Source organism: Streptomyces sp. NBC_01255 (genome assembly GCF_036226445.1).
Lineage (GTDB): Bacteria > Actinomycetota > Actinomycetes > Streptomycetales > Streptomycetaceae > Streptomyces.
Window position 1 is genome coordinate 7,927,998 of record NZ_CP108474.1, and the last position, 25,109, is coordinate 7,953,106.

The window sequence follows — 25,109 nt, forward strand, 5'->3', positions numbered from 1 at the left end:
TTGCGCGGATCCCCGACCCTCTCTACCCTCGCGGCTCAATGGTTAGGAAAACTTCCTAACGAATGAGCCGCGAAGGAAAGGGAGTTGTCATGCGTCGACGAAGCGTCTCGCTTCTCGGGCTCGCCGGACTGCTGGCGTTGCCCCTGGTGTCGATCCCGCAGGCACAGGCACAACCCCAGGCGCAGCCGCGCGCGCAGGATCAGGCGGCGGCCGCCGACAGTCTGGTCTCCGTCGGAAAGCCGGTGACGGCCTCGTCCGTCGAGGCCGCGGGCTTCGAGGCCGGCAAGGCCGTGGACGGCAACACCGGCACCCGCTGGGCCAGTCTGGAAGGCGTCGACCCGCAGTGGGTCAGAATCGACCTCGGAGCGAGCCACACCGTCTCCCGGGTGAAGCTCAACTGGGAGGCCGCCTACGGCAAGGCGTACCGGATCCAGACCTCGGCCGACGGCTCGAACTGGACCGACGTCTACGCGACGACGACCGGTGACGGCGGCGTCGACGACCTCACGGTCTCCGGCAGCGGCCGGTACCTCCGCATGCACGGGACCACGCGCGGCACGCCGTACGGCTACTCCCTCTGGGAGTTCGAGGTCTACGGCGCTCCGACCGGCGGCGGTGTCCCCGGCGGTCCGGCCGTCCCCTTCGGCAGCCACCTCAAGCCGTACACCGCCGGAACGCTGAAGCCCTCCGGCGCGCAGGCCACCGTCGACCAGAAGGTCGTCGAGTACTACAACAAGTGGAAGGCCGCCTTCGTCCGGCAGAACTGCGGCAACGGCTGGTACCAGATCATCTCGCCGGACGCCGACCACCCGTACGTCGCTGAGGCGCAGGGCTACGGCATGGTCGTCGCCGCGACGATGGCAGGCGCCGACCCCGACGCGAAGAAGATCTTCGACGGTCTCGTGAAGTGGAAGATCGACCACCCGTCCTCGATCAACCCGAACCTCCTCGCGGCCGAACAGGACGTCGCCTGCAAGAGCGTCAACGGCGGTGACGGCGCCACCGACGGCGACATGGACGTCGCCTACGGCCTGCTCCTCGCCGACAAGCAGTGGGGGAGCGCCGGCACGTACGACTACAAGGACCTCGCGCTCAAGCACATCGCCGCGATCAAGAAGGACGAGCTCAACCCGACGACCAAGCTCCTGAAGCTCGGCGACTGGAGCAGCTCCGGCGACCAGTACTACTACATCTCCCGCACCTCGGACTGGATGGTCGACCACTTCCGCGCCTTCCGTACGGCCTCCGGCGACACGACCTGGGACGCCGTGCGCAGCGCGCACCAGACCCAGATATCGCGGCTCCAGTCGACGTACGCGTCCGGCACCGGCCTGCTGCCCGACTTCGTCGTCGACACGAACACCACGCCCAAGCCCGCCCCCGGCCAGGTCCTGGAGGACCCGAACGACGGCGCGTACTGGTGGAACGCGTGTCGTACCCCGTGGCGCATCGCGGACGACGCGGTGACCAGCGGGGACGCCACGTCGCTCGCCGCCGCGCGGAAGCTCAACAGCTGGATCAAGACGAAGACCGGCGGAGACCCGAACAAGATCGCCATCGGCTACCAGCTCAACGGCACCCAGATCTCGGCGGGCAGCGAGGCCGCCTTCTTCGCGCCGTTCGCCGTGGCGGCCATGACCGACCCGGGCAGCCAGGCCTGGCTGGACGCCCTCTGGAACAAGATGCTGGCCACCCCCGTCGACACGAGCAGCTACTTCTCGGCCAGCATCCAGCTCCAGGTCATGATCACGGCCTCCGGGAACCACTGGGTCCCGTAGGCGCCGCCTCGGCGGTCATCGCGCCGATCAGTGGTGGAAGAGCCTCAGCCCGGTGCGCGCGAGCGTGATCCCGTGCTCGCGGCAGGCGTCCTCGACGTCGGTGGAGCGGATCGACCCGCCGGGTTCGGCGACGGCGGTGACGCCGTGCCGGTGCGCGTGATCGACGTTGTCGCGGAAGGGCAGCGCGCCGTCCGAGGCGAACGCCACCCCGGTCAGCTCCGCGAGCCACGCGGTGCGCCGGACGTCGGTGAGGTCGGGGGCGGGCACGGACAGGGCCCCGGACAGGCGCTCGCGCTCGTCCGGGGTGAGGTCGCCCTCGACGAACCGGATCTGCCAGTTGATCCGGTCCTGCCGGCGGATGTCGGGCCGGAAATCGAGCGCGCGGACGGCGGGGTGGCGGCGCAGCCACCACGTGTCGGTCTTCGCGCCCGCCAGCCGGGTGCAGTCCACCCGGGACTGCTGCCCGGCGCCGATCCCGAGCGTCGCCCCGCCGCGTACGTAACAGACCGAGTTGGACTGGGTGTAGCGCAGCACCGCGAGTCCGAGCAGTAGGTCCTCCCTGGCCGAGGCCGTGAGTTCACCGCACACGACGTCGTCCAGGAGCGCGGGGGAGAGGGGCACGTCGTCGCGCTGCTGGGTCAGCCGCATGCCGAACACCTCCCGGGCCTCCTGGCCCGGCGGGGTGAAGGCCGCGTCGGCCTCCATGACCAGGAAGCGGCCGCTCTTCTTCCGGCTGAGGGTCTCGACGGTGCCGGGAGCGTAGCCGGGGGCGATGACACCGTCGCAGACCACCCGGGTCAGCAGCTCGGCGAGTTCGGCGTCGACCGGATGCGAGACGGCGGCGAAGTCGCCGTAGGAAGACTTCGGATCGGCGTCACGCGCCCGCAGGTAGGCGCTGGTGACCGCGCCGACGCGGTCGCGGTCCACGCCGTACAGCTCGGCGGTCACCTCGTCGACCGGCCCGGCCACCGCCGCGCCGGCCGGCGAGACGTGCTTGAAGGAGGCGGCGGCCGGCCGGCCGCCCAGGGCGCGGCTCGCGTCCCGGACCAGCTGCCAACTGTTCAGCGCGTCCAGCAGATTGACGTAGGACGGGCTGCCGTTCACCACCCGCACCGGCCGGCTTCCGGGCTCCACCGGCACGGCGGTCGCCACCAGCTGCTGGGGATTGATGCCGTAGCGCAGTTCCATCTCAAGACCTCCTGGGTCAGCGGGACATCACTGACGCAGGCGCCCAGGCGGTCGACGCGCACGCGGGAAGACGGGACCGAATGCCGCTCCCCGGTGGTGATCCACCTTCGCCAGTCGCGGCGGGCACGATGCTACCCGCCCGGCGGAAACGCGGAGCGCCGCACCCCCCGTACGGGAAGTGCGGCGCGCCGCCGTGCTGTCGGTGCCGGGGGGATCAGACCGCCGGAGCCGGGAAGGTCGGGTACTCCACGCCGGAGACGTGCTGGACGACCCGGATGACCTGGCACGAGTAGCCGAACTCGTTGTCGTACCACAGGTAGAGAATCGCGTTGTCGCCGTCGACCTTGGTCGCACCGGCGTCGACGATGGACGCGTGGCGCGAGCCGACGAAGTCCATCGAGACGGCGTCGGGGGCCGTGGTGAAGTCGATCTGGCGCTTCAGCGGCGAGTGCAGCGAGACGTCGCGGAGGTACTCGAGGACCTCTTCGCGGGTGGTCTCGCGGCCCAGGCGCAGGCTCAGGATGGCGATCGATACGTCCGGCACCGGCACGCGGATGGAGCTGCCGGTGATCGGGGCCTTGAGGTCGGGCAGCGCCTTGGCGACGGCCGAGGCGGCACCGGTCTCGGTGATCACCATGTTCAGCGGCGCGGAGCGGCCGCGACGGTCGGCCTTGTGGTAGTTGTCGAGGAGGTTCTGATCGTTCGTGAACGAGTGGACCGTCTCGACGTGACCGCGGAGCACACCGTACTCGTCGTCCATCGCCTTCAGCGGCGGGACGATCGCGTTGGTCGTGCAGGAAGCGCAGGACAGGATCTTCTCGTCCGGCTTCACCGTCTCGTGGTTCACACCGTGGACGATGTTCGGCACGTCGCCCTTGCCGGGCGCGGTCAGGACGACCTTGTCGATGCCCGGGCGCAGGTGCTTGGAGAGACCCTCGCGGTCGCGCCACTTGCCGGTGTTGTCGATGAGGATGGCGTTCTCGATGCCGTACGCCGTGTAGTCGACCTCGGACGGGTCGTTGGCGTAGATCACCTTGATCGTGTTGCCGTTGGCGAGGATCGTGCTGTTCGCCTCGTCGACCGTGATCGTGCCCTGGAACTGGCCGTGGATCGAGTCGCGGCGCAGCAGCGACGCGCGCTTCACCAGGTCCTGGTCGCCGCCGCCGCGGACGACGATCGCGCGCAGGCGCAGACCGTTGCCGGAGCCGGCCTTCTCGATGAGGAGGCGGGCGACGAGCCGGCCGATGCGGCCGAAGCCGTAGAGGACGACGTCACGCCCGTCGCGGCGCTCGATCTTGTTCTCACCGATCGCGCCGGCGACGGCCTCGGCGGTGAAGTCCGCGACGGACAGACCGCGGTCGTCGTTCTTGTACTCGGCGGCCAGCATGCCGATGTCGATCTGGGACGGGCCCAGGTCGAGCGTCGTGAGCGTCTGGAGGAACGGGAGCGTCTCGGTGACCGAGAGCTCCTCGCCGTCGATCTGCCGGGCGAAGCGGTGGGTCTTGAGGATGCTGACCACCGACTTGTTCACCAGGGAGCGGCTGTGGACCAGGACGGTGACGTCCTGCTCCCGGTGCAGCTTCCCGATGATCGGGATCATCGACTCCGCGATCTCCTCGCGGTTCTTCCAGCTGGTGAACGAGTCGTCATTGACAGTCACAAGTTTATCTTTCGAGCTAGGCGGCGCTCATATGGTAACCCCAGGTCCGCGCGGTGGTTCAGAGGGGTGGCGCATCCCACGCTCCGCCCCCGCACGCCGCTCGCCGACGCGCGCCAGACGCTCCTCCAGAGCCGCCCGGCGTACGGGCCACTCCTCGGCCACGATCGAGAAGACGGCGGAGTCGCGCAGCCGGCCCTCCTCGCCGGGGACCCACGAGACGGACCAGTTCCGCAGGACGCCCTCGAAGGTCGCACCCACGCTCTCGATCGCCGCCCGCGAGCGGGCGTTGCGCGCGTCCGTCTTGAGGTCCACCCGCGCCACGTCCCAGCTCTCGAAGGCGTGCCGGAAGAGCAGGTACTTGGCCTCGGCGTTCACGCCCGTGCCCTGGGCCGAGGCCGCGAGCCACGTGAAGCCGATCTCGATCGCGCACAGGCGCTCACCGGACGGCCAGAAACGCGGGTCCCAGAAGGAGGTGGCGCCGACCACCCGCCCGGTCGCCACGTCCACCTGCGCGTACGGGGCGAGCCTGCCGTCGGCGGCGCGGCCGAGCTGCGCGGCGACGTACGCCCCGATCTCCTCCCGCCCCGGCACCCAGGTGAACCCGTACGACTCCCGGTTCTCCTCGGCCGCCTCGGCGAGACCCGCGGCGTGCTGATGCCCCAGCGGCTCCAGGCGCACGAACGCGCCCTCCAGAACCGGCCCTTCCAGCGTGAAACCCATGAATCCCCACCCGTGTACGTGTCGAGTCCGTCGACGATCACCGGACGGTGAGGAGAATCGCAGAGCCAGGCCGCGGAAGCACGCGTGTTTCAGGTGCCGGTCAGGCGCCGGTCAGAGGCTGGGCCGGTCCGGGAACGCGAGCGTCCGGAAGACGTCACGGACCCGGGCCAGTGGTCCGGGGTCCCGGGTGAAGTACAGCCGGTTCGTGAGGAGCACCGCCCAGCGGCCGCGCGCGGGCGAGACCCACAGGCCCGTGCCGGTGAACCCGAAGTGCGCCCAGATGTCGTCCGCCGGGTCCGTGCCCGGTGCCGGGTGCCAGAAGAGCCCGCGCGGCGGGGTCAGCGCGCCGGTGCGGACGCGCAGCGAGGCCGCCGCCCACTCGGCGGAGAAAGTCCCGGGCACCGGAGCGAGCAGGTGGCGGAGGAACAGGCCGACGTCGCCCGCGGTGGTGAAGACGCCGGCGATCCCGCAGGCGCCGCCGAGGAGCCGGGCCGAGAAGTCGTGCACGGTCCCCCGGAGCGGGGCGCCGCTCTCCTCGTCGTACTCGGTGGGCGCGCAGCGCTCCCGGGTCTCGGCGGACAGCGGTCCGTAGCGGGTCTCCGTCATGCCGAGCGGTGTCCAGACCCGGTCCTGGGCGAGCCGGGCCAGGGGCCGACGCGTGAGGTGCTCGGCGAGGTAGCCGAGGATCAGCGCCGCCCGGTCGGTGTACGCGACGGCCTCCCCGGGCCGGTGCCGCAGGGGCTCGGAGAGGACCCCGTCGCGGACGTCCTGCGGGTCGGAGCCGTACAGGGGCCGCAGATTGGCGCGGAGCGGCAGCCCGGCGGTGTGGGTGAGGAGGTTCAGGGCCGTGACGCCGGCGAGGGGCCGGCCCGCGGCCTCCGGCCAGTACGCGCCGAGGGGCGCGTCCGGTTCCAGTTTCCCCGCGTCGACGAGGGTGCCGACCACGGCCCAGACCGCGAGGATCTTGGTCAGGCTCGCGACGTCGAAGAGGGTGTCCCGGAGCATCGGCCCGGCGGGCCGCGCGGGATCGAGCGCTCCTACGGCCCCCGCGGAGAGGGTCGTACGGGCGTCGCCCACCGCCCACACGGCACCGGGGTACACGCCCGCGCGCACGCCGTCGTCGAGGAGCGGACCGAAGGGATTGTCGTGCTGGGCCAAGGGATCGCTGAGCTGGACCAAGGCGTGCCTCCGGCGGGTCGGGGCGGACCCGTCCGGGGCCGGCGGGCCGGACCCGTCCGCTCCCTGGCGGGCCCCGCTCCGGAGTCATGCCCGGGCAGTGGGGGAAGACACCCTTCCGTCAGCCCCTGTCCCAGGACTTCACCTGTTCATCTGCCTAGGAAGCCCGGGGCTTCAACCCCGGGAGGAATCGGCTCCCTGGAGCGGAGCCGCGCAGCAGCGGAGTTCCCTTCGGCGCGTCTGAGGGAACGTGAGCATCCAACAGCCACTCGTAGCGAACATCAAGGCCGGAAACCTCGGCCGGGAAGGCGCCAAGCGCCGCCTTCGGGCGGAGGCGAAGCCGATCATCTTCCGTGAGGACGCGGCTCAGCCGTTCGACGACCGCATCCTGACGTGGAACCTCGACGCCCGCACGGTGTCGATCTGGACTCTCGCAGGGCGAATCAAGCACATCCCGTTCGTCTGCTCAGATCAGGCATTCAAGCTCCTGGCCTCCCGCAAGGGGGAGTCGGACCTGGTGATGCGGGACGGCATGTTCTTCCTGATCGCCACCATCGACATCTCTGAGCCCGAGGTGTCCGAGCCGGACGGCTTCCTCGGCGTGGACCTCGGCATCGTGAACATCGCCACCACCTCGGACGGCGAGATCATGGCCGGACGCGGACTCAACCGCTATCGGCAGCGGCACCGTGCTCTGCGGCAGAAGTTGCAGAAGAAGCGCACCAAGAGCGCGAAGCGCGTCCTCAAGCGCGTCCGGTGCCGGGAGGCCCGGCACGCCGCGAACCAGAACCACATCATCGCCAAACAGCTCGTCGCCACAGCTGAACGCACCTCGCGTGGGATCGCCCTGGAAGACCTCTCGGGCATCCGGCAGAGGGTTACGGCCAAGAAAGACCAGCGGGCACGACTGCACTCCTGGGCGTTCGCCCAGCTCGGCGCCTTCGTCGAGTACAAGGCACGCCGGGCGGGGGTGCCCGTGGTCTTCGTGGACCCGCGCAACACCTCCCGCCAGTGCTCGGAGTGCTGGCACACCCATCGCACGAACAGGGTGACTCAAGCACGGTTCGTCTGCCGGTCCTGCGGGACCGTCATGCACGCGGACCGCAACGGCTCCCGCAACATCGCCCACCGAGGCGACGCTGTGTGGAAGCGGGGCGCAGTCAACCGCCCCAGAACCAGCACACGCTGATTCCGGACGCAGGGGACAACGCGGCAGCCAGCCGCGCTCCACTTGCCATCACGACCCTCCCGACCGCGCCGACAAGCTCGGTCCTTCAGGGCCGAGAAGTTGACTTGCACGTGACCTCGTCACGCGGGGTGTAGTGCGTGGTGAAGGTCTCCCGCTTCACCTCGGCGCCGCCGTCCTTGAAGACGCGGTCCACGGAGATGTCGAAGCCTTCGAGGGGCTCCTGCGGCATGCAGGCCTCGCCGGTGCCCTCGCGCTTCGCGGGTTCCGTTTCGTTGGTGCGCGGACCGGCCACCGCCTCCACGGAGTCGTACTTCTTCGTCCCGAGGAAGCTCACGGTGACCGAGGAGTCCGTCGCGTCCGCCTTGATGTAGATCGGCTTGCCCGAGTCGTTGCGGAACTTCAGGTCCAGGCTGCCCCAGGCGACGGTGGCCTCCCGGCCGGCGGGGTAGCGCTCGATGTAGAAGGAGTGGGCGCCGTACTCGACGGGCTTCACCCCGGCGAAGAACATCGCGTTGAAGACGGTGGTGGCCATGGCCGACACGCCGCCGCCCGGTGCGGAGCGGTACTGGCCGTCGAGGATCATCGTGCCGTCCACGAAGCCGTTGTCCGCGGTGCGCTCGCCGACCGTCTCGTTGAAGCTCCAGACCTCACCGGGCTGCACCACGGAGCCGTTGATGAGCTCGGCGGCCCGGCCGATGTTCGTGGTCCGGTAGGGCGCGGTGGGGAAGTCGACGGTGAAGGTCGACATCTGCTCGGTGATGCCGAGGCGGGCCAGCGAGTCGGCGGTCAGCTCGGGCTGCGTGACCGTGGTGGCCACCGGGGCCGTGCGGGCCGTGGCGCCGTCCTTGGTGAGCAGCGGGCGCACGGCCTCGCCGAGGGCCTTCGCGGTGACCTCCTGCCCCGCCTTGCCCTCCGCCTCGACGACGACCTTGCCGTCCCGCACCCCGAGGGTCGCCTCGACCGGGGCGCCCGTCATGGACGCGAGAGGTTGGGCGACGTCGGGGTCGCGGAGGAGGGCCTCGGCGTCGAGCGCGGCGCTGAGCGTGCCGTTCTCGGCCTTCACGGAGAGGTGGTCGCCGAGGGTGGCGGGGGAGATCCGCAGCCGTTCGGCACCGGCCGTGAGCGTCACCGGGGCGGAGACGGCGGGCTTCGCGTACGTGTCGAGGAAGCGGGTGACCTCGGAGTCGCCCAGCTTCGGTTCCGTGAGGGCGACGGGGAGGGTGACGGGCGAGGCGCCCGAAGCGGCGGGGTAGGCCGCGCGGAGGGTCTCGGCGGCCCGCCCGGTGTCGAGCTTCTGGCCGGTGACCGCCCGGGTCGCGACGGCTTCGCCGTCGCGGAAGGCGACGGAGCCCTCGCGGACCTTCCGGTCGTTCTTCTTGGCCAGCTCGGCCACGGCGGCCTGTGTCCTGGCCTCGTCGTAGGCGAACACGGGACGTATCTCGCGCTCGCCGGAGGAGAAGAGCCGCCCGATGACGGTCACGGGGTCGCGGGACGGGTCGGCCGCCAGCTCGGCGGTCTTCTCCACGTCCACGGTCAGGCCCGCGGCGGCGGGGGAGACGGTGGCATTGCGGTCGCCGACCGTGACGGGTATCGGCGCGCTCCAGGCGGCCGGGGCCTCGGCCGCGAGCTTCGCCCGCGCCTCGGCGCGGCTCATGCCGCCCACGTCCACGCCGGCGACGCTGGTGCCGGCGGATATGTCGTCCCCGGTGGTGACAAGCCCCGCGACGTACAGGCCGCCCGCGGCGACGGCGACCACACCCGTCGCGATCGCCGCCGTCCGGAGGCGCGGACTGCGCCCCTCGCGGGGCGTCGGGGCATGGTCGGTCCTGGAGCGGGGCACACGCTCTCCCGGGGCGTCGAGGGTGAGGGGGATCCCCACGACGGTACGCCGAAAGAGTGTCAAATGCACATAAAGCTGGGGTGACCTGCGGGGATACGGAGTGAGAGCGAGGCGGTACGGACCGTTCCGGGGGACTGGGAAGGGTGGGCCCCTGTTATCGTGCGCCGATGTCAACGATCAAGCAGTTCCAAGTGACCTTCGACTGCGCGGAACCCGCGCGCCTCGCCGCCTTCTGGTGCGAGGTGTTGGGGTACGTCGTACCGACAGTCCCGGAGGGCTTTGCCACGTGGGAGGAGTACCACCACTCGCTGCCGCCCGAGGACGAGGTCTACTTCGCGTGCGCTGATCCCTCGGGTGTGGGCCCGCGCGTGCTGTTCCAGCGAGTTCCCGAAGGCAAGGTCGTCAAGAACCGGGTGCATCTTGATGTGCGGGTCGGCACAGGGCTCGTGGGTGACGAGCGCCTGGCCACGCTCGAGGCCGAATGCGCACGGCTGATGGCGCTCGGCGCGAAACACGTGCTGACGCAGCGCGCCGACGGCGTCAACGAGTCGTGCATCACGATGCAGGACATCGAGGGCAACGAGTTCTGCCTCGCCTGATTCTCCTCCGAGACTGCGAGGGGGGAGCCGTCTCCCGGGGACCTCTCAGGCCTCGTATGCGGCAGAAGGTATCCCGATCAAGATCATTGCAGAGCGAGATCACTTACGGGACAACCCTTAAGCTGGAACGATGCCCGCCACCCCGAGCCCCGGACCCGCGAGCCACGGACCCCTGAGCCCCGGACCCCCGAGCCACGGGCCCCAGTCCGTCGACCGGGCCCTCGCCGTGCTCGACGCCGTCGGCGACGCCGACCGGCCCGTCGGGGCGAAGGCGCTGGCGCGACGGCTCGGCTGCGCGCTCTCGACCGTCTACCACGTCACCGGGCCCCTGCTCGCGCGCGGCTACCTCGTCCGCACCGCCGAGGGGTACGCGCCCGGGCCCCGCGTCCCCGCCCTGCACCGCTCCCACCAGCGCCACCACGGCCTCGGCGCCGGGACCGGCGAGCTCCTCGGCCGGCTGCGGCGGGCCACGGGAGCGGAGGCGTACCACACCGCCTACCGCGACGGACTGATCACCGTCGTCGACACCACCGCCCCGGTGACCGACACCGCCCACCCCTTCACCCCCGGCCCCGAGGACCGCGCGCACGCGACAGCCCACGGCAAGGCGCTCCTCGCCGCGCTCCCGCGCCCGCTGCGCCGCCGCTATCTCGCCGACCACGGCATGGCCCGCTTCACCGAGCGGACCATCACCAGCGCCGAACGCTTCGAGGCGGAGGCCGCCCAGGTGCGCGGCCAGGGGTTCGCCGTCTCGGTGGGCGAGGCGGACCTCGCCTACACCTGCCTCGCCGTGGCCCTGCCCGAGCGCGGCGACGGCATCGTCCACGCGCTGTCCGTCTCCCTCCCCACCGCCGACTTCGGACGGCGGCAGGGCGAACTCCGGGCGGCGCTCGCCCGCGCCGTACCCGACTTTCCGGCCCTGCCGGAATCCTGACCGGCCCGGCTGGCCGACCGGGCGGGAGCGCCGCAGGGTGGACGCATGATCTTCATCGCCGTCCGTTTCACCGCCCGTCCCGACCACGCCGACCGCTGGCTCGACCTGGTCGCCGACTTCACCCGCGCCACCCGCGAGGAGCCCGGCAACCTCTTCTTCGACTGGTCCCGGAGCGTCGACGACCCGAACGTCTTCGTCCTCCTGGAGGCGTTCGCCGACGCCGAGGCCGGCGCCGCCCACGTCTCCTCCGCCCATTTCGCCGCCGGCCTCGCCGCCATGGCCGGCGCCATCGCCACGACCCCCGAGATCATCAACGTCGAGGTCCCGCAGCAGGGCTGGGGCGCCATGGCCGAGCTCGCCCCGACCGACGCCTGAGCACCCCGGCCCGCACGCCTCCGGGGGCCCCGGCCCGCCTGATAGGTTCGCGGAAACGCAGGCGGGGCGGCGGCCCGAGGGGAGAAGCGGCACATGGCGGTGAGCGGACGGCAGACCGGCAGGCCCACCCTGGAAGAGGTCGCGGCCCGGGCCGGAGTCGGCCGCGGCACGGTCTCCCGGGTCATCAACGGCTCCCCGAAGGTGAGCGAGCAGGCCAAGGCCGCCGTCGAACAGGCCGTCGCCGAACTCGGCTACGTCCCCAACCGGGCCGCCCGCGCCCTCGCCGGCAGCCGCACCGACGCCGTCGCCCTGGTGATCCCCGAGACCGAGGCGCGGCTCTTCGCCGAGCCGTACTTCCTCGACATCATCCGCGGCGTCAGCACCGAACTCGCCGACGCCGACAAGCAGTTGCTGCTCACCCTGATCCGCAGCGACCAGGAGCGCCAGCGCTTCGAGCAGTACCTCGCCGCCCAGCGCGTCGATGGCGTCCTGCTCGTCTCCGTGCACGGCGACGACCCGCTGCCGGACCAGGTCCGCGCCCTCGGCCTGCCCGCCGTCCTCAACGGCCGTCGCCGAGAGGACGAGCGCGTCGCCTTCGTCGACTCCGACAACACCGGCGCCGGCCGGACCGCCGTCGCCCACCTCGCCGCGCGCGGCCGGCGCGGCATCGCCACCATCACGGGCCCCCTCGACATGTACGTGGCGCGCTGCCGGCTCGACGGCTACCGCGAGGGCCTGGCGGAGGCCGGACTCGCCCCCGACGAGGCCCTCGTCGCCAACGGAGACTTCACCGAGGAGGGCGGCCGGCGCGCCATGCGGGAACTCCTCGACCGCAGGCCCGGCCTCGACGCCGTCTTCGCCGCCTCCGACGTGATGGCCGCCGGCGCGCGCGGGGTGCTGCGCGAGGCGGGCCGCCGGGTCCCCGAGGACGTCGCGCTCGTCGGCGTCGACGACTCGGCCGTCGCCCGGCACATGGACCCGCCCCTCACGAGCGTCCGGCAGCCCATCGAGGAGATGGGCCGCACGATGGCGCGCCTCCTCCTCCAGGAGATCGCCGAGCCCAGCGAGCCGGACGAGCAGCCCCGCCGGATGCTGCCCACCGAGCTGGTCGTCCGCGGCTCTTCCTGACGCGCCCCTCCAGGGCCGGCTCCCGGCCCGGGGCGGTCCGAGACGGTCCGGGGCGGTCCGAGACGGGCCGCGGTCCGAGACGGTCCAGGGCGGTCCGCGAAGGGTCCGAGGCGACCCGGGACGGTCCGAGATGCAGCCCGCTCCGGGCCCCCGGACAATGGACACCGTACGGGGTCCGTATCCGCGACCAGGGCGCTTCCCTCGGCGTCCGACCCGGCAAGGGGGCCACGATGGCGTTGCGTCAGCCGATCCGGTCACACACCGCCTCCGGGTCACTACGCACGTGGACGCTGGTCTATCTCGTGGCCGTCACCCTGCTGACGCTCGCGTACCTCCAGTTCCCGGCCCGGCACACCATCCTCTGGGCACTCATCGGACTCGGCGGCGTCGTCGCCATCCTCGTCGGCGTCCATCTGCACCGGCCCGCCCGCCGCTGGCCCTGGCTGGTGCTCGCCGCCGCCAACTTCGCCTTCGTCGCCGGAGACACCGCCTACAACGTCCTGGAGGGCTTCTTCGGCCAGACCCGGCCCTTCCCCTCCGTCGCCGACGCCCTGTACCTGGCCACGTACCCCCTGTTCGCCATCGGCCTCTTCGGCTTCATCCGCTACCGGGCCGCCGGCCGCGACCTCGCGGTCGTCCTCGACGCGCTGATCCTCACCTCGGGAATCGCGCTGCTCTCCTGGGTCAACCTCATCACCCCGCTCGCCCGGAGCGAGGACATGACCTGGACCGAGAAGGCCATCTCCATCGCCTATCCCCTCGGCGACGTCCTGATGCTCGCGATGCTCGCCCGGCTGCTCGTCCCCGGCGGCCTGCGCTCCCGGTCCGTGCAGCTCCTCACCCTCGGCACCTGCGGCATCCTCGCCTCCGACGTCATCTACGGCACGCTCCAGCTCAAGGGCACCTGGCAGGTCGGCACACCGTGGGACCTCGGCTGGGTCGTGTTCTTCACCGCCTGGGGCCTCGCCGCGCTCCACCCCTCGATGACCGGCCTCACCGAGCGCGCCCCCGAACCGGCACCGCGCGTCGCGGAACGCCGCCTCGCGCTCCTCGCCGGCGCCTCCCTCGTCGCCCCCGCCCTGCTCCTCTTCCAGTCGCTGCGCCTCGACAAGGACCAGGACATCGGCGTCATCGCGATCTTCTCGGCGCTGATGTTCCTGCTGGTCCTCGCCCGACTGTGGAGCATGATGACCGCTCACGGGAAGGCCGAGGCGCGCGAGCGCAGCCTCCGGGTCGCCGCCGCCTCCCTCGTCGCCGCCCTGAGCCCCCGGGAGGTCGCCGGATCGGTGGAGACGGCCTCCGCGACGCTCTTCGGTCCCGGCACCGATCACCGGGTCCTCCTCTTCACCCGTGACCGCAAGGGCGGCCTCACGGCCGTGGCCACCGTGGCCCACCCGTGGAGCTGTAGTACCGACCGGCTGACGCTCCCTCCCACGACGGCCTGGCCCGAGCTCGTCGCCCACGGTGCCCGGCTCCTCCCCGTGACCCGGCTCGACCCCGCCGTCGCCGCCGAGGCGGCGCCCGAGTCCCACGCGCTGCTCTGCCCCCTGGAGCTCCAGACGCCGACCGGACGCGAATCGATGCTCGGCGTGCTGCTCCTCGCGGGACCCGAGAAGAAGCTCTCCGAGATCGCGGGCCCCGCCCAGTCGCTCGCCTCCCAGGCGGCCCTCGCCCTGGAACGCTTCGGGCTCACGGAGGAGGTCAACCGCCGGACGAGCGAGGCCTACTTCCGGACGCTCGTCCACAACACCTCGGACGTCATCCTCATCGTCGACGACGACGACACCGTCCGGTACGCGAGCCCGTCCGCCGAGTCCATGTTCGGTCACTCCCTGCTCCCGGGCACCCCGCTCACCGAGCTGCTCGCCCCCGCCGACCAGGCCAGCGCCCTGCGCATCCTCGCCGACGCCCGTTCGCACGACGCGGTCGACGCCCGGGACGACTGGAAACTGCTCCACGGCGGCGCCGGCGGCGGCTCCACCGACCTCCAGGTCGAGGTCCGGTGCAGCAACCTCCGCAACGAACGCACCGTGCACGGTCTCGTCCTCACCCTGAGGGACGTCACCGAACAGCGGAAGCTGGAACGGGAACTCACCCACCGGGCCTTCCACGACTCCCTCACGGGCCTCCCCAACCGCGTCCTGCTGCTCGAACGGATCGAGCGCGCCCTGCTCCGCGGCCGCCGCGAATCCACCCTGACCTGCATGCTCTTCGTCGACCTCGACGACTTCAAGGTCGTCAACGACACCATGGGGCACTCCGTCGGCGACGAACTCCTCGTCGCCGTGGCCCGCCGCCTCACCTCCGTCCTGCGGCTCACCGACACGGCGGCCCGGCTCGGCGGCGACGAGTTCGCCGTCCTCATCGAGGGGGCCAGGGAACCCCGCGACGCCGAGACCCTCGCCGCCGAGATCGTGCACACGCTCAGCCAGCCCTTCCACCTCACCGACGGAGCCGTCTCCGTCTCCACGAGCGTCGGCATCGCGACCGTCCTCGACAGCGCGCACGCCGAGGAGCTCCTCGGCCACGCCGACCTCGCCCTGTACGCGGCGAAGGCGGCCGGCAAGAAGCGGTGGCGGCTCTTCCACCCGGAACTCCACTCCCGGCTCGTCGCCCGGCACGAGCTCCAGGCGGGCATGGACACGGCCATCGCCGACCACGCCTTCGCCTTGCGCTACCAGCCCATCGTGGAGGTCGACGGCGGCGCCACCGCCGGCCTGGAAGCGCTCATCCGCTGGCCGCACGCCCGGCGCGGGATGGTGCCGCCCGACCAGTTCATCACCCTGGCCGAGGAGAGCGGCCACATCATGCCGCTGGGCGCCTGGGTCCTCGAACACGCGGCACTCGACATCGCGCGCTGGCAGCGCTCCCGACCGCACCGGCCGCCCTTGTACGCCAACGTCAACGTCTCCGCCCGCCAGTTCCGCGACCCGGGGTTCCTCGAAGGGGTCAAGCGCACCCTCCGCTCCTCCGGGCTCGCGCCGGGCTCGCTCGTCCTGGAGCTCACCGAGACCGTCCTCATGCGCCAGGACACCCAGATCCGGACGACCATGGCCGCCCTGAAGGACCTCGGAGTCTCGATCGCCATCGACGACTTCGGCACCGGCTTCTCCTCGCTCAGCTATCTCCGCGAGTTCCCGATCGACATCCTCAAGGTCGACAAGTCGTTCATCGACGACATCACGACCGACCCCCAGCAGGTCGCCCTCGTGGAGGGCATCGTGCGCATCGCCGACGTCCTCGGCCTGCTGGTCGTCGCCGAGGGCATCGAGCACGAGGAGCAGCGGGAGCTCCTCGCCGAGATGGGCTGCCGCTACGGGCAGGGCTACCTCTTCGCCCGGCCGATGACCGTCCACCAGGCCGACTCGTACCTGCACCGCGCCCCGTCCCCGGGCGCCCACCGCGCCGTCCGCCCGGCTCGGCCCGTCTCCCCGGCCGCACCGGGAACCGCCCCCGCCACCGTCCCCACCAGCGCGGGTGTCGGCACCCCCGCCCCCGCAATCGGACCGGCCCGAGCCCCCGGACCCACCGCCGCGACCGCCCGGACCGGCCGGCCGCCGCGCCCCTCCCGCTGGCGCGATCTGGAGCACCTCCAGCGGACCAGCCTCATGTGCGACGCCGTCATCGACGAGATCGACGGCCGCCGCATCCGGGTCGGCGACGACTGGCTCGTCGACTTCGCCTCCTGCAACTACCTCGGCTTCGACCTCGACCCCACGATCATGGCGTCGATCGAACCGGAGGTCAGACGGTGGGGCACCCACCCGAGCTGGTCCCGGCTCATCGGCAGTCCGCGGCTCTACCCGCGCATCGAGGAGCGGCTCACCGAACTCCTGGGCGCCCCCGACACCCTCCTGCTGCCCACGATCACCCTCATCCACCAGTCCGTCATCCCGCTCCTGGCCGGCACGGGCCAGGTCTTCGTCGAGGCACAGGCCCACCGCACCGTGTACGACGGCTGTGTCGTCGCCCGCGGCCAGGGCGCCGAGATCCACCGCTTCAGCGCGGACCGGCCCGAGGAGCTGGCCTCGCTGCTCCGCGGCGCCCCCGGCGACGCCGGCCGGCTCGTCTGCATGGACGGTGTCAACAGCATGACCGGCAACTTCCCGGACCTGCGGACCCTGGCCAGGATCTGCCGGGAGAACGGCGCCCTGCTGTACGTCGACGACGCCCACGGCTTCGGCGTCATCGGAGAGCGAACCGCGGACGAGAGCAGCCCGTACGGCTCGCGCGGCAACAGCATCGTCCGCCACCTCGGCGAGACCTACGACGACCTGGTGCTCGTCGGCGGCTTCTCCAAGGCGTTCTCCTCGCTGCTCGCCTTCCTCGCCGTCCCGAAGTGGCTCAAGGACCACCTGAAGGTGGCGGCGGCCCCGTACCTCTACTCAGGCCCCTCGCCGACGGCCTCCCTCGCCACCGCCCTCGCCGGGCTCGACGTCAACGACGAGCGCGGCGACGAGATCCGGGCCGACCTCTACCGCAAGACGGCCCGGGTCCTCGCCCACGTCCGGGGCCTCGGCCTCGCCACCCCGAACACCGACGGGCTGCCGATCGTCGAGATCCCGCTCGCCGACTCCGCGGACCTCGACGCCGTCGCCGCCTTCCTCTGGGAGCACGGGATCTACGTGACGCTCGCCTCCTACCCGCTCGTCCCGCGCGACCGGGTCGGCTTCCGCATCCAGGTCACCGCCGCCAACACCGACGAGGAGATCGACCAATTGTGCGAGGCCCTCACGGCGCTCGCCGAGCGGTTCACCCTCCAGCACGCCGACGTCCAGCGCCCCGGTGCCATCGCGGCCGGCCGCCGGCCGCCCGAGCGGTGATGGACACGACCGGGCGTTCCGGCCCGCCGTACCCGTCGCACGCGCCGGGCCGGTGGAACCGGTCGGCGGGGCCGCGCCGCAACAGGGACGCCGACTGGAACGCCTGGCCCGTCGCGGACTACCTCGCCGAGAACTACCGCAGGCTCCACCCGTGCGACGTCGGCGTCATCCGCCACCACGCCGCCGTCTACCGGACCTTCGCCCCCGGCGCCCTTCCCCGCACCCTCGAACTGGGCGCGGGCCCGAACCTCTACCCCCTGATGCAGGCGGGCGCCGCCAGCCTCCGTGTCGACGCCCTGGAACCGAGCGCCGCCAACGTCCGCTATCTGCGCCAGCAGCTCGACAACGGCCCCGACGACAGCTGGCGGCCCTTCTACACCCTGTGCCGCAGCCTCGACCCCGCACTCCCGGAGAGCTGTACGGACGCGCTCCGCCGGGTCCGGGTCGTGCCGGGCACCGCGGAGGAACTGACCGACGGCACGTACGCCCTCGCGTCGATGAACTTCGTCGCCGAGAGCGTCACCGAGGACTTCGCCGAGTTCACGGCCCTCTGCGACACCTTCGTCCGGGCGGTCCGCCCCGGCGGCCGCCTCGTCGCCTCCTTCATGGAACGCATGCCGAGCTACCGCATCGGAGAGGGGCCGGTCTGGCCGGCCTGCCCGGTCGACGGCGCCGCCCTGCAGGCCGTCTTCGGACCCCGCACCACCGGCCTGCGGATCGAGCGACTCGCCAAGGACCGCACCCTGCCCGAATACGGCGACACCGGCGTCCTGCTCATGACAGCACTGCGGTCCGACACCTGAACCCGCCGCACCGGACGTACTTCGCCAAGAAGGACCACGTCGCGCAGAGCATCGACGGCCTGCCCGGGCTGCCTCTTCCCCCGCCGCCCGGCAACTTCTGAGGAACGGTCATCTCAGCAGCTCCCGGTAGAGCGCCGCGTACCGGGCGGCGAACCGTTCGGGGCCGAAGTGGTCCTCGGCCAGGGCCCGTCCGCGCTCCGCGAGCACGTCCCAGGAGCGCGGCTGGTCGAGCAGCCACGCCAGTTGCTGTCCGGTGCGTCGCGCGTCGCCCGCGGGCGCCCGCAGCACGGCGTGGCCGAAGTCGGCGAACTGCGGCAGGTCGCTGAGGACGGCAGGCCGTCCCGAGGCCAGCGACTGGAGCACGATGAGCGGGATGTCCGCCTTGCCGCCGAGCACGGCCGGTGCGTACACCAGCACGTGGGCCGAGGCGATCAGGGCCCGCATGTCCTCGACGTGACCCCGGACTTCGACGTCGGGGAGCCCCGTCGCGCCGGCCCGCTCCCGCAGCGCCTGGTCCAGCAGCCCGGAATGCTGCCCCGGCCGCCTGCGCATCGCGAGCACCAGCCGGAACCTGGCGCCCGCCCGCCACGCCTCGGCCGCCGCGTCGATCGCCGTCTCCGCGCCGCCCCGCAGATCGTGGTACCCGGCGAAGAGGACCATCGGATACCCCCGCGGGCGCGGCAGATACGGCCATTGGTCCAAGTCGATCATGGGCGGGATCACCCGTACGTCCCCGAAGTCCGCGGACCGCAGCCGCCGCGCCATCGACTCCGACAGGGCGACCGTCGCTCCCAGGGGCCGGGAGCGGGCCAGGAAGCGGCAGTCCGCGACCCCGGGCACCGTGTGCACGACCGGCCGCCCCCCGAGGAACAGCGGGCGGAGCCACGAGAAGACCGGGAAGGCGCTGCCGACGGAGAGGAAGGCATGGACGAGGTCGACCCGGCGGGCGAACACGGCTCCGGCGAGTACGGCCTGCACCCGCTGCGGGACGTGGGAGACGCCGTCGCGGGAGAGCATGCGGACCGGGCGCCCACGCCGCGGCGGGTCCCGCCCGTGGTCCGGCCACCGGGCGAACCAGACGAAGTCGACGTCGGGCAGCGCTTCGAGGACGTCGGAGGCGAGCCGCACGTCGGAGCCCTCCGTCCCGTCCAGCGGGCCGCCGGTCAGGAGCAGCACCCGGGGCCGCTCATGGCGGACCATCACGCGCCTCCGTCCCCGTCGAGGCCGCGGCGCGGGGAACCGTACAGGGGGATCGTCACGACACACCTCCGGGGGAACGGGCCCGGCGACGGCCCCTCCGGGCGGTTTCAGGCAGCGCGCCACAGGAGAGCACGGCGTCGGCCAGGTGCGGAGAGAGCACCGGCATGGGGGCGTCCGGTCCGAGGCCGGTCCGGACGAAGCCGGTCAGCGGGTCGACTGCCATGACGTCCCCCTCTTCCTCGGCCGCCGTGCGGGGGCGGGTGCGTCCAGGAGCCGGTGGGCCAGGGCCAGATAGCGGCCCGTCATCTCGTCCCACGTGTAGTGCCGGGCGGCGAGCGCGGAGCGCCGGCCCAGGCCGCGGCGGAGCGCCGCGTCGCGGGCCAGCTCGCCCATCCGGTCGCCGAAGGCCGCCACGTCGAACGGCGGGACGGCCACGTCGCCGCCGTCGCGCATCCAGCGCAGGGCGGGCAGGTCGAAGTGGAGGACGGGCTTGCCGTACGCCATGCCTTCGAGAGCCACGAGACCGAACGTCTCGTGGCGGGAGGGCATCACGAGGAAGGCGCTGTCGCGCAGCAGTTGCCGCCTGCGCTCCTCGTCGGCGCAGCCCACCCAGTGGATCCGGGGCTCGGGTCCCCCCGCGCGGGCGGCGACGAGCGCCGCGAGCCGGCGTTCCTCGGCCGGCGTGCCACTGCCCGCGAGCAGCAGCTCCAGGGGTGCCCCGGCCCGGTCGTAGGCGTCGAGGAGCAGGTCGAGGCCCTTGGCCCAGGTGTCGATCCGCCCCAGGAAGAGGATGAACTGCCCCCTGCCGAGCCGGGATTCGTCGAGGAGGCGCGGCTCCACGCCGTTGGCGATGACCTGGACGTCGGCGCGGGGGCTGAGCCGGCGGATCGCCGAGGCGTCCGCCGCGTTCATCGCCACCAGGTGGCGGTAGCGGCTCAGCCCGAGCCGTTCGGCCAGGACGAACGGCACGCGGTAGCGGCGCCACAGCGTCTCGGTGCCGCGGTTCTGGTCGATGCCGACGACGGGCGCGTGGGTCGCCAGGGGCAGCAAGCCGGTCGAGAACGGGGGAGTGAAGCTCTCCAGCCACAGGTCGTGCCGGATGCGACGGGCCGCGAACGGCAGCAGCGCCAGGAACACCAGCCGCCCGGCGCGCGGGCCCGCGCGGCCCACCGGCAGTCGTACGTACCGGATGCCGTCGCGGTACTCGGTCCCGGCGCGGCGGCCCGCCGTCACGACCGTCACGCGGAAGTCCTCCGCGAGCCTGCGGGCCACCTTGCCGACGACCACGGCACCGCCGCCCCGGTAGCCGGGGCCGACGACCACGGCACCGCCGCCCCGGTAGCCGGGGCCGTCGGCGTCGTCGTAGACCGACAGGACCACGTGCTGACGGGCATCGGCGCCGTGCTCGGCGCCCCCGCCGTCCTCCTCGGGCCTCGGCGGGGGCGTCCGCACCACGTCGAGGATCTGCTCCAGCATGCCTGCCGCGACGAGCGACGGGGGCCGCGCTCCGTCGATGTGCACCACGTGCGGCAGCCGCGCGGACCAGGACCGGTAGCGGGCCCGCAAGGCGGCGGGGGAGCCGGCGAGCACCTGTGGGCCGCGCCCGAGCAGCGTGTCGGTCCCGGTCTCCACGAGGAGCGTCAGGGCGTACCGGCCGGCCAGCCGGCGGAAGGCGCCGGCCGCCGCCGACGAGGCGGGCGGGCCGAATCTCACCAGACCGTCGAGGGGCCCCCGGTCGGTCAGGACCACGGCCTGCCTGCCGTGCGCCCGCGCGGTCGCCGTCAGCCTGGCCGCCGTGATCCGCACCGCCAGCTCGGCGGCGTCGAGGAACGCGTGGGCGCGGCGCGGCAGGGATCCCCGGCGCACGGGATCCGATGCCCGCCGTGCCCACCGCTCACCCGGTTCCCCCTCTTCCCTCACCCGCGGCGGAACCGGGAACCTGCGGCACAGGAAACAGCCGTGGCCTTGCGTGGTGACGACGTGCACCCCCCGCTCCCCGAGCAGCGCCGTGAGCCTGCGGAGCAGCGAGGACCGGCCCGCTCCTTCCGGACCGGACACCGCCACCAGCAGAACGCCGCGTGAGGTCGTCATGGCAGGCGCCCCTTGGGCTTCCCGCCCACCGCGTGCCCGCCGAACACCGCGTCTCCGCGCACGTCGCGGTACCCCAGGGCGCGCGAGCCGGGGTACCGCGACGAGTCGAGGGTGTGGTGGGAGAAGGCGCGGCGCGTGGCGCGCGCGGCAGAGCGGGGGATCAGGGCGGGGGCGGGGGCGGGGCGTCGACCAGGGCGACGGCCGCGGTGGGCCTGGGCACGTGGGCCGTCAGGCCCGGAGGGGGCGTCGGATCCGGCTGGGCCACCGGAACCGGCTGGGCCACCGGAACCGGTGCGGCTCCGGGCGTGTGTCCTGACGGTACGAGCGCGACGGCGGCGGGCGGCGCCCCGGGGCCTGCACGCCCTGCTGAGGGGCGGAGGAGCGGCCGCGCGGAGCCGGTCGGAGACCCGGCGGGCCGGGTGAGCGGTCGGGCGGTGCGGGGCGCGGCAGACGGGACTGCGTCGGGCCTCGGCGAGGGGCCAGTCGGTCACCCGCCGCAGGGGATGCGGAACGGGTGCCGCCGGCACGCGGTTGATATGGCGTGAGGTCACAACGAGCCTCTTCCGGACAACCGACCCAACCGAGGGTCTGCTCTGGCCTGAAATCATGCTCTTTCCAGCCTTAGCCCCCCGGGTGCGATTCGTCAACCGGAGGAGTCGGCCGGAGGTCCCGGGCGGAGGTCCCGGGCGGAGGGTCAGCCAGGGGGTCGGCCGGTGGCGTCCAGCGGCGGACTGCCGGGGCCTCCCTGGCCGTGCCGGGAGCGGCCGTGGGCGAACCGCGAGAGGGCGTTGTGCGGCCTTTCGTCGAGGAGCGTGCCGAGGATGCGGGCGCCGTCGCGGACCGTGCGGGGGTGCGAAGGGCCGTGGCGGCGCGGCAGTTCGCGACTGGGGACTTCGGCGACGCGCAGCCCGTAGTGCAGGGCGTGCGTCACGAGCTCGGCGCCGAGCTCGACACCGTCCTCGCGCAGGTCGAGAAGGTCGACGAAGCCCCGCCGGAACGCACAGAATCCGTACCAGAGATCGGTGAGCTGCTGGCCGTACAGCCGGCGCGCGACCCGGAGCAGGGCGCGATGGCCGAGGCGGCGCGCGAGCGGATAGTCGGCGACGTCCCCGCCCGCGATGAAACGGGATCCCTTGACGAAGTCGAATCCGCTCTCCAGGTAATACAGGTAGTGCGGGATCTCGTGCGGCGACATGCTGCCGTCGGCGTCCATCAGCACGATCAGATCCCCGGTGGCCGCGCGCAGCCCCGCGTGCGGAATGTCGCCCCGGGCGAAGTCCCAGGCCCCGAGCGTCCGGATGGTCATGCCGTCCCGCGCGGGACGCGTGCCCGTCGGTCCGCCGATCAGGACCACGTCCCGCACGTCCTCCGGCATCTGGTCGAGCAGCAGGTCGAGCGCGTGTCCCGGGTCCCGTCCGTCGGGGCGGACCGTCAGGACGAGGCTCACGGTGCGCGTGCCGGAGCCCGGCACCCGGTCGGTCGACCGGCGGAGGGGATGCGCGTCACTACCCATGGGTACGGCCTTCCGCGAGGCGAACCCGCGTAATTCAGAATCCTGCGGGGAAGGCGATGCCGTCAAGGAAACCGGAAGAATATGCGGAAGGCCGCGAAAGAATACCCTTCCCCGCCGCCGCTGTTTCTGCGCGAGATTTCTGAACGGCATACAATCCGGTCATGGCAGGGCGAATTGAAGACTACGCCCTCGTCGGGGACCTGGAGACGGCCGCGCTCATCGGGACCGACGGGTCCGTCGACTGGTGGTGCGCGCCCCGCTTCGACTCGCCCGCCTGTTTCGCGGCCCTCCTCGGCGATCCCGGTCACGGCCGGTGGATCCTCGCCCCGGTCGGGAAAACCCGCTGCACGCGCAGGAGTTACCGAGGCGACACGCTTGTCCTCGACACGTTCTGGGAGTCTCTCACCGGCACCGTCCGGGTCACCGACTTCATGCCCCCGCGCTCCCCGGACTCCTCCCACGAGAGCGGGCCGAGGATCGTCCGCGTCGTCGAGGGGATCGCAGGCCGCGTCGCCATGCGCGGCGAGTCGAGACTCCGCTTCCACCACGGCAGCATCGTGCCCTGGACCCGTGCGCTGGACCGGCACACCGTCGCCTGCGTCGCGGGACCCGACGCCGCCTATCTTTCCTGCGGCCCCGGAGCCGACCCCGTCGTCACGTCGGACCGTACGACCGTCGAGTTCACCGTCACCGCCGGGAGCAGCGTCGCGTTCGTCCTCGGCTGGCGCCCCTCGCACGCCTCCGTGCCCCCCACCGCCTCGCCCGCCGAGATCGACGCCACCCTTCTGCGTACCCTCGACTTCTGGAACGACTGGGCGGGCGCGCTCCGTTACGAAGGGCCGGCCAGGGAGGCCGTCCTCCGCTCCCTCCTCACCCTCAAGGCCCTCACCTACGCCCCCACCGGCGGTGTCGTCGCGGCCGCCACCGCCTCCCTCCCCGAGAGCATCGGAGGGCAGCGCAACTGGGACTACCGTTTCTGCTGGCTGCGCGACTCCACCTTCACCCTGTCCTGTCTGCTGCGCGGCGGATTCCGGCGGGAGGCGATGGCCTGGACGGACTGGCTGCTCCGGGCCGTCGCGGGCGATCCCGCCGACCTCCAGCCGCTGTACGGGGTCGAGGGGCAGCGCCGGCTTCCCGAGACGTACGCCGACTGGCTTCCCGGCTACGAGAATTCACGCCCCGTCAGATTCGGTAACGCGGCCGTCGACCAGTTCCAGCTCGACATCTACGGCGAGGTGCTCAACACCGTCTACTCGGCCGTACGGGCCGGGGTCGCCGTCGACCCGCCGGCCTGGGCGCTGGTGGCCGAGCTCCTGGAATACCTCGGGACGCGCTGGCAGGAACCCGACGAGGGCATCTGGGAAGTCCGGGGCCCGCGCCGCCACTTCGTCCACTCCAAGGTCATGGCCTGGGTCGCCGCCGACCGCGCCGTGCGCCTCGCCCGCGTCGCCGGCCTGCGCGGCACCGTGCGCCGCTGGCAGGCCCTGCGCCACGAGATCCACGCGGAGATCTGCGCCCAGGGCTGGAGCGAGGAGCAGCAGTCGTTCACGCAGTACTACGGCAGCCCCCAGGTCGACGCCACCGCCCTGCTGATCCCCCGGCTCGGTTTCCTCCCCGCCGACGACCCCCGGGTCCTCGGCACCGTCAAGGCGATGGGACGGCTCGACGGGCACGGATTCCTCCGCCGGTACGGCGACGTCCGGGACGGCGGGACACACCGCCTCGACGACCTCGGCGGCACCGAAGGGGCCTTCGTCGCGTGCACGTTCTGGTACGCCGACGCCCTCGCCGCCACCGGCCGCCCCGCCGAGGCCCGCACCGTCTTCGAGCGGGTCCTCGCCATCCGCAACGACGTCGGGCTGCTCGCCGAGGAATGGGACCCGGTGGCCGGCCGCCAGCTCGGCAACACGCCGCAGGCGCTCAGCCACGTGGCACTGGTGAACACCGCCTTCACGCTGTACGGCACACGCCGCCACGACCGGGCGGCCGCCCACCGTCTCGCCGTGGCGTGAGCGCCCCGCCGCGTCCGGTCGAGCCGCCGGGAAGCGGCACACAGCCCCGCCAGAACCTTCGGCGTGTCGTTCGGGTGCAT

General features: G+C 72.4%; 17 protein-coding genes and 1 riboswitch. Of the genes, 9 read left to right on the forward strand and 8 right to left on the reverse strand.

Going from position 1 to position 25,109, the window contains the following annotated elements; translation table 11 throughout:
• Positions 1-89 precede the first annotated feature (89 nt).
• A complete protein-coding gene (locus OG357_RS35880; protein ID WP_329625075.1) occupies positions 90-1,778 on the forward strand; it encodes a glycosyl hydrolase family 8 in 1,689 nt (562 codons plus the stop codon).
• Between the two features lie 27 nt (positions 1,779-1,805).
• Here the strand turns inward: OG357_RS35880 and OG357_RS35885 are convergent, their stop codons facing one another.
• The 4 genes from OG357_RS35885 to OG357_RS35900 all read right to left on the reverse strand — a co-directional run bounded on the left by OG357_RS35885 (position 1,806) and on the right by OG357_RS35900 (position 6,525).
• Positions 1,806-2,966: a phosphoribosylaminoimidazolecarboxamide formyltransferase gene (locus OG357_RS35885; protein WP_329625076.1), complete on the reverse strand. Its 1,161-nt coding sequence runs from the start codon at positions 2,964-2,966 to the stop codon at positions 1,806-1,808.
• Between the two features lie 34 nt (positions 2,967-3,000).
• A riboswitch (ZMP/ZTP riboswitch) is annotated at positions 3,001-3,094 on the reverse strand.
• A gap of 86 nt (positions 3,095-3,180) precedes the next feature.
• On the reverse strand, positions 3,181-4,626 hold the full coding sequence (locus OG357_RS35890; protein ID WP_329625077.1) for a glyceraldehyde-3-phosphate dehydrogenase: 1,446 nt from the start codon (positions 4,624-4,626) through the stop codon (positions 3,181-3,183).
• A 27-nt stretch (positions 4,627-4,653) separates the two neighbouring features.
• The gene (locus OG357_RS35895; RefSeq protein WP_329625078.1) at positions 4,654-5,346 is read right to left on the reverse strand and encodes a GNAT family N-acetyltransferase; all 693 of its coding nucleotides are present in this window, start codon (positions 5,344-5,346) and stop codon (positions 4,654-4,656) included.
• A gap of 111 nt (positions 5,347-5,457) precedes the next feature.
• Complete coding sequence (locus OG357_RS35900; RefSeq protein WP_329625079.1) at positions 5,458-6,525, reverse strand: serine hydrolase domain-containing protein; 1,068 nt, start codon at positions 6,523-6,525, stop codon at positions 5,458-5,460.
• 247 nt (positions 6,526-6,772) lie between these two features.
• On the opposite strand from OG357_RS35900, the gene OG357_RS35905 reads away from it, so the two are divergent.
• Complete coding sequence (locus OG357_RS35905; RefSeq protein ID WP_329625080.1) at positions 6,773-7,711, forward strand: RNA-guided endonuclease InsQ/TnpB family protein; 939 nt, start codon at positions 6,773-6,775, stop codon at positions 7,709-7,711.
• An 85-nt stretch (positions 7,712-7,796) separates the two neighbouring features.
• On the opposite strand, the gene OG357_RS35910 is transcribed toward OG357_RS35905, so the two are convergent.
• On the reverse strand, positions 7,797-9,551 hold the full coding sequence (locus tag OG357_RS35910) for a VanW family protein (protein WP_329625081.1): 1,755 nt from the start codon (positions 9,549-9,551) through the stop codon (positions 7,797-7,799).
• 167 nt (positions 9,552-9,718) lie between these two features.
• On the opposite strand from OG357_RS35910, the gene OG357_RS35915 reads away from it, so the two are divergent.
• The 6 genes from OG357_RS35915 (at position 9,719) to OG357_RS35940 (ending at position 18,213) form a co-directional block, all read left to right on the forward strand.
• Positions 9,719-10,150 (forward strand): VOC family protein, encoded by a 432-nt coding sequence (locus OG357_RS35915; protein ID WP_171166537.1) that lies wholly within the window; start codon positions 9,719-9,721, stop codon positions 10,148-10,150.
• A 130-nt stretch (positions 10,151-10,280) separates the two neighbouring features.
• Positions 10,281-11,084: an IclR family transcriptional regulator gene (locus OG357_RS35920; protein WP_329625082.1), complete on the forward strand. Its 804-nt coding sequence runs from the start codon at positions 10,281-10,283 to the stop codon at positions 11,082-11,084.
• A 45-nt stretch (positions 11,085-11,129) separates the two neighbouring features.
• Positions 11,130-11,459, forward strand: a complete 330-nt coding sequence (locus tag OG357_RS35925) for a putative quinol monooxygenase (protein ID WP_329625083.1) — start codon at positions 11,130-11,132, stop codon at positions 11,457-11,459.
• Positions 11,460-11,552: 93 nt separating this feature from the next.
• On the forward strand, positions 11,553-12,587 hold the full coding sequence (locus tag OG357_RS35930) for a LacI family DNA-binding transcriptional regulator (RefSeq protein WP_329625084.1): 1,035 nt from the start codon (positions 11,553-11,555) through the stop codon (positions 12,585-12,587).
• A gap of 230 nt (positions 12,588-12,817) precedes the next feature.
• Positions 12,818-17,410, forward strand: a complete 4,593-nt coding sequence (locus tag OG357_RS35935; protein WP_329625085.1) for an aminotransferase class I/II-fold pyridoxal phosphate-dependent enzyme — start codon at positions 12,818-12,820, stop codon at positions 17,408-17,410.
• Positions 17,410-18,213 carry a class I SAM-dependent methyltransferase gene (locus tag OG357_RS35940; RefSeq protein ID WP_329625086.1) on the forward strand — a complete coding sequence of 268 codons (804 nt, stop codon included), beginning with the start codon at positions 17,410-17,412 and terminating at the stop codon, positions 18,211-18,213. Before OG357_RS35935 ends, OG357_RS35940 begins: the two co-directional genes overlap by 1 nt.
• A 108-nt stretch (positions 18,214-18,321) precedes the next feature.
• Here OG357_RS35940 and OG357_RS35945 read toward each other — a convergent pair whose 3' ends face one another.
• From OG357_RS35945 to OG357_RS35955, 3 genes are all read right to left on the reverse strand, one after another.
• Positions 18,322-19,413: a glycosyltransferase family 4 protein gene (locus tag OG357_RS35945; RefSeq protein WP_329625087.1), complete on the reverse strand. Its 1,092-nt coding sequence runs from the start codon at positions 19,411-19,413 to the stop codon at positions 18,322-18,324.
• 204 nt (positions 19,414-19,617) lie between these two features.
• Positions 19,618-21,504, reverse strand: coding sequence for a glycosyltransferase family 4 protein (locus OG357_RS35950; protein ID WP_329625088.1), 1,887 nt, complete (start codon positions 21,502-21,504; stop codon positions 19,618-19,620).
• 694 nt (positions 21,505-22,198) lie between these two features.
• Positions 22,199-23,017 (reverse strand): glycosyltransferase family 2 protein, encoded by an 819-nt coding sequence (locus OG357_RS35955; protein ID WP_329625089.1) that lies wholly within the window; start codon positions 23,015-23,017, stop codon positions 22,199-22,201.
• 161 nt (positions 23,018-23,178) lie between these two features.
• Here OG357_RS35955 and OG357_RS35960 point away from each other — a divergent pair, with 161 nt between their 5' ends.
• Positions 23,179-25,029 (forward strand): glycoside hydrolase family 15 protein, encoded by a 1,851-nt coding sequence (locus OG357_RS35960; protein WP_329625090.1) that lies wholly within the window; start codon positions 23,179-23,181, stop codon positions 25,027-25,029.
• The last annotated feature ends 80 nt before the right edge of the window (positions 25,030-25,109 follow it).

Bases quoted from the DNA above. Each gene is read 5' to 3' on its own strand.
- OG357_RS35880 (WP_329625075.1), top strand. From the start codon at position 90: ATGCGTCGACGAAGCGTCTCGCTTCTCGGGCTCGCCGGACTGCTGGCG.
- OG357_RS35885 (WP_329625076.1), bottom strand. From the start codon at position 2,966: ATGGAACTGCGCTACGGCATCAATCCCCAGCAGCTGGTGGCGACCGCC.
- OG357_RS35895 (WP_329625078.1), bottom strand. From the start codon at position 5,346: ATGGGTTTCACGCTGGAAGGGCCGGTTCTGGAGGGCGCGTTCGTGCGC.
- OG357_RS35915 (WP_171166537.1), top strand. From the start codon at position 9,719: ATGTCAACGATCAAGCAGTTCCAAGTGACCTTCGACTGCGCGGAACCC.
- OG357_RS35920 (WP_329625082.1), top strand. From the start codon at position 10,281: ATGCCCGCCACCCCGAGCCCCGGACCCGCGAGCCACGGACCCCTGAGC.
- OG357_RS35925 (WP_329625083.1), top strand. From the start codon at position 11,130: ATGATCTTCATCGCCGTCCGTTTCACCGCCCGTCCCGACCACGCCGAC.
- OG357_RS35930 (WP_329625084.1), top strand. From the start codon at position 11,553: ATGGCGGTGAGCGGACGGCAGACCGGCAGGCCCACCCTGGAAGAGGTC.
- OG357_RS35935 (WP_329625085.1), top strand. From the start codon at position 12,818: ATGGCGTTGCGTCAGCCGATCCGGTCACACACCGCCTCCGGGTCACTA.
- OG357_RS35940 (WP_329625086.1), top strand. From the start codon at position 17,410: ATGGACACGACCGGGCGTTCCGGCCCGCCGTACCCGTCGCACGCGCCG.
- OG357_RS35945 (WP_329625087.1), bottom strand. From the start codon at position 19,413: ATGGTCCGCCATGAGCGGCCCCGGGTGCTGCTCCTGACCGGCGGCCCG.
- OG357_RS35950 (WP_329625088.1), bottom strand. From the start codon at position 21,504: ATGACGACCTCACGCGGCGTTCTGCTGGTGGCGGTGTCCGGTCCGGAA.
- OG357_RS35955 (WP_329625089.1), bottom strand. From the start codon at position 23,017: ATGGGTAGTGACGCGCATCCCCTCCGCCGGTCGACCGACCGGGTGCCG.
- OG357_RS35960 (WP_329625090.1), top strand. From the start codon at position 23,179: ATGGCAGGGCGAATTGAAGACTACGCCCTCGTCGGGGACCTGGAGACG.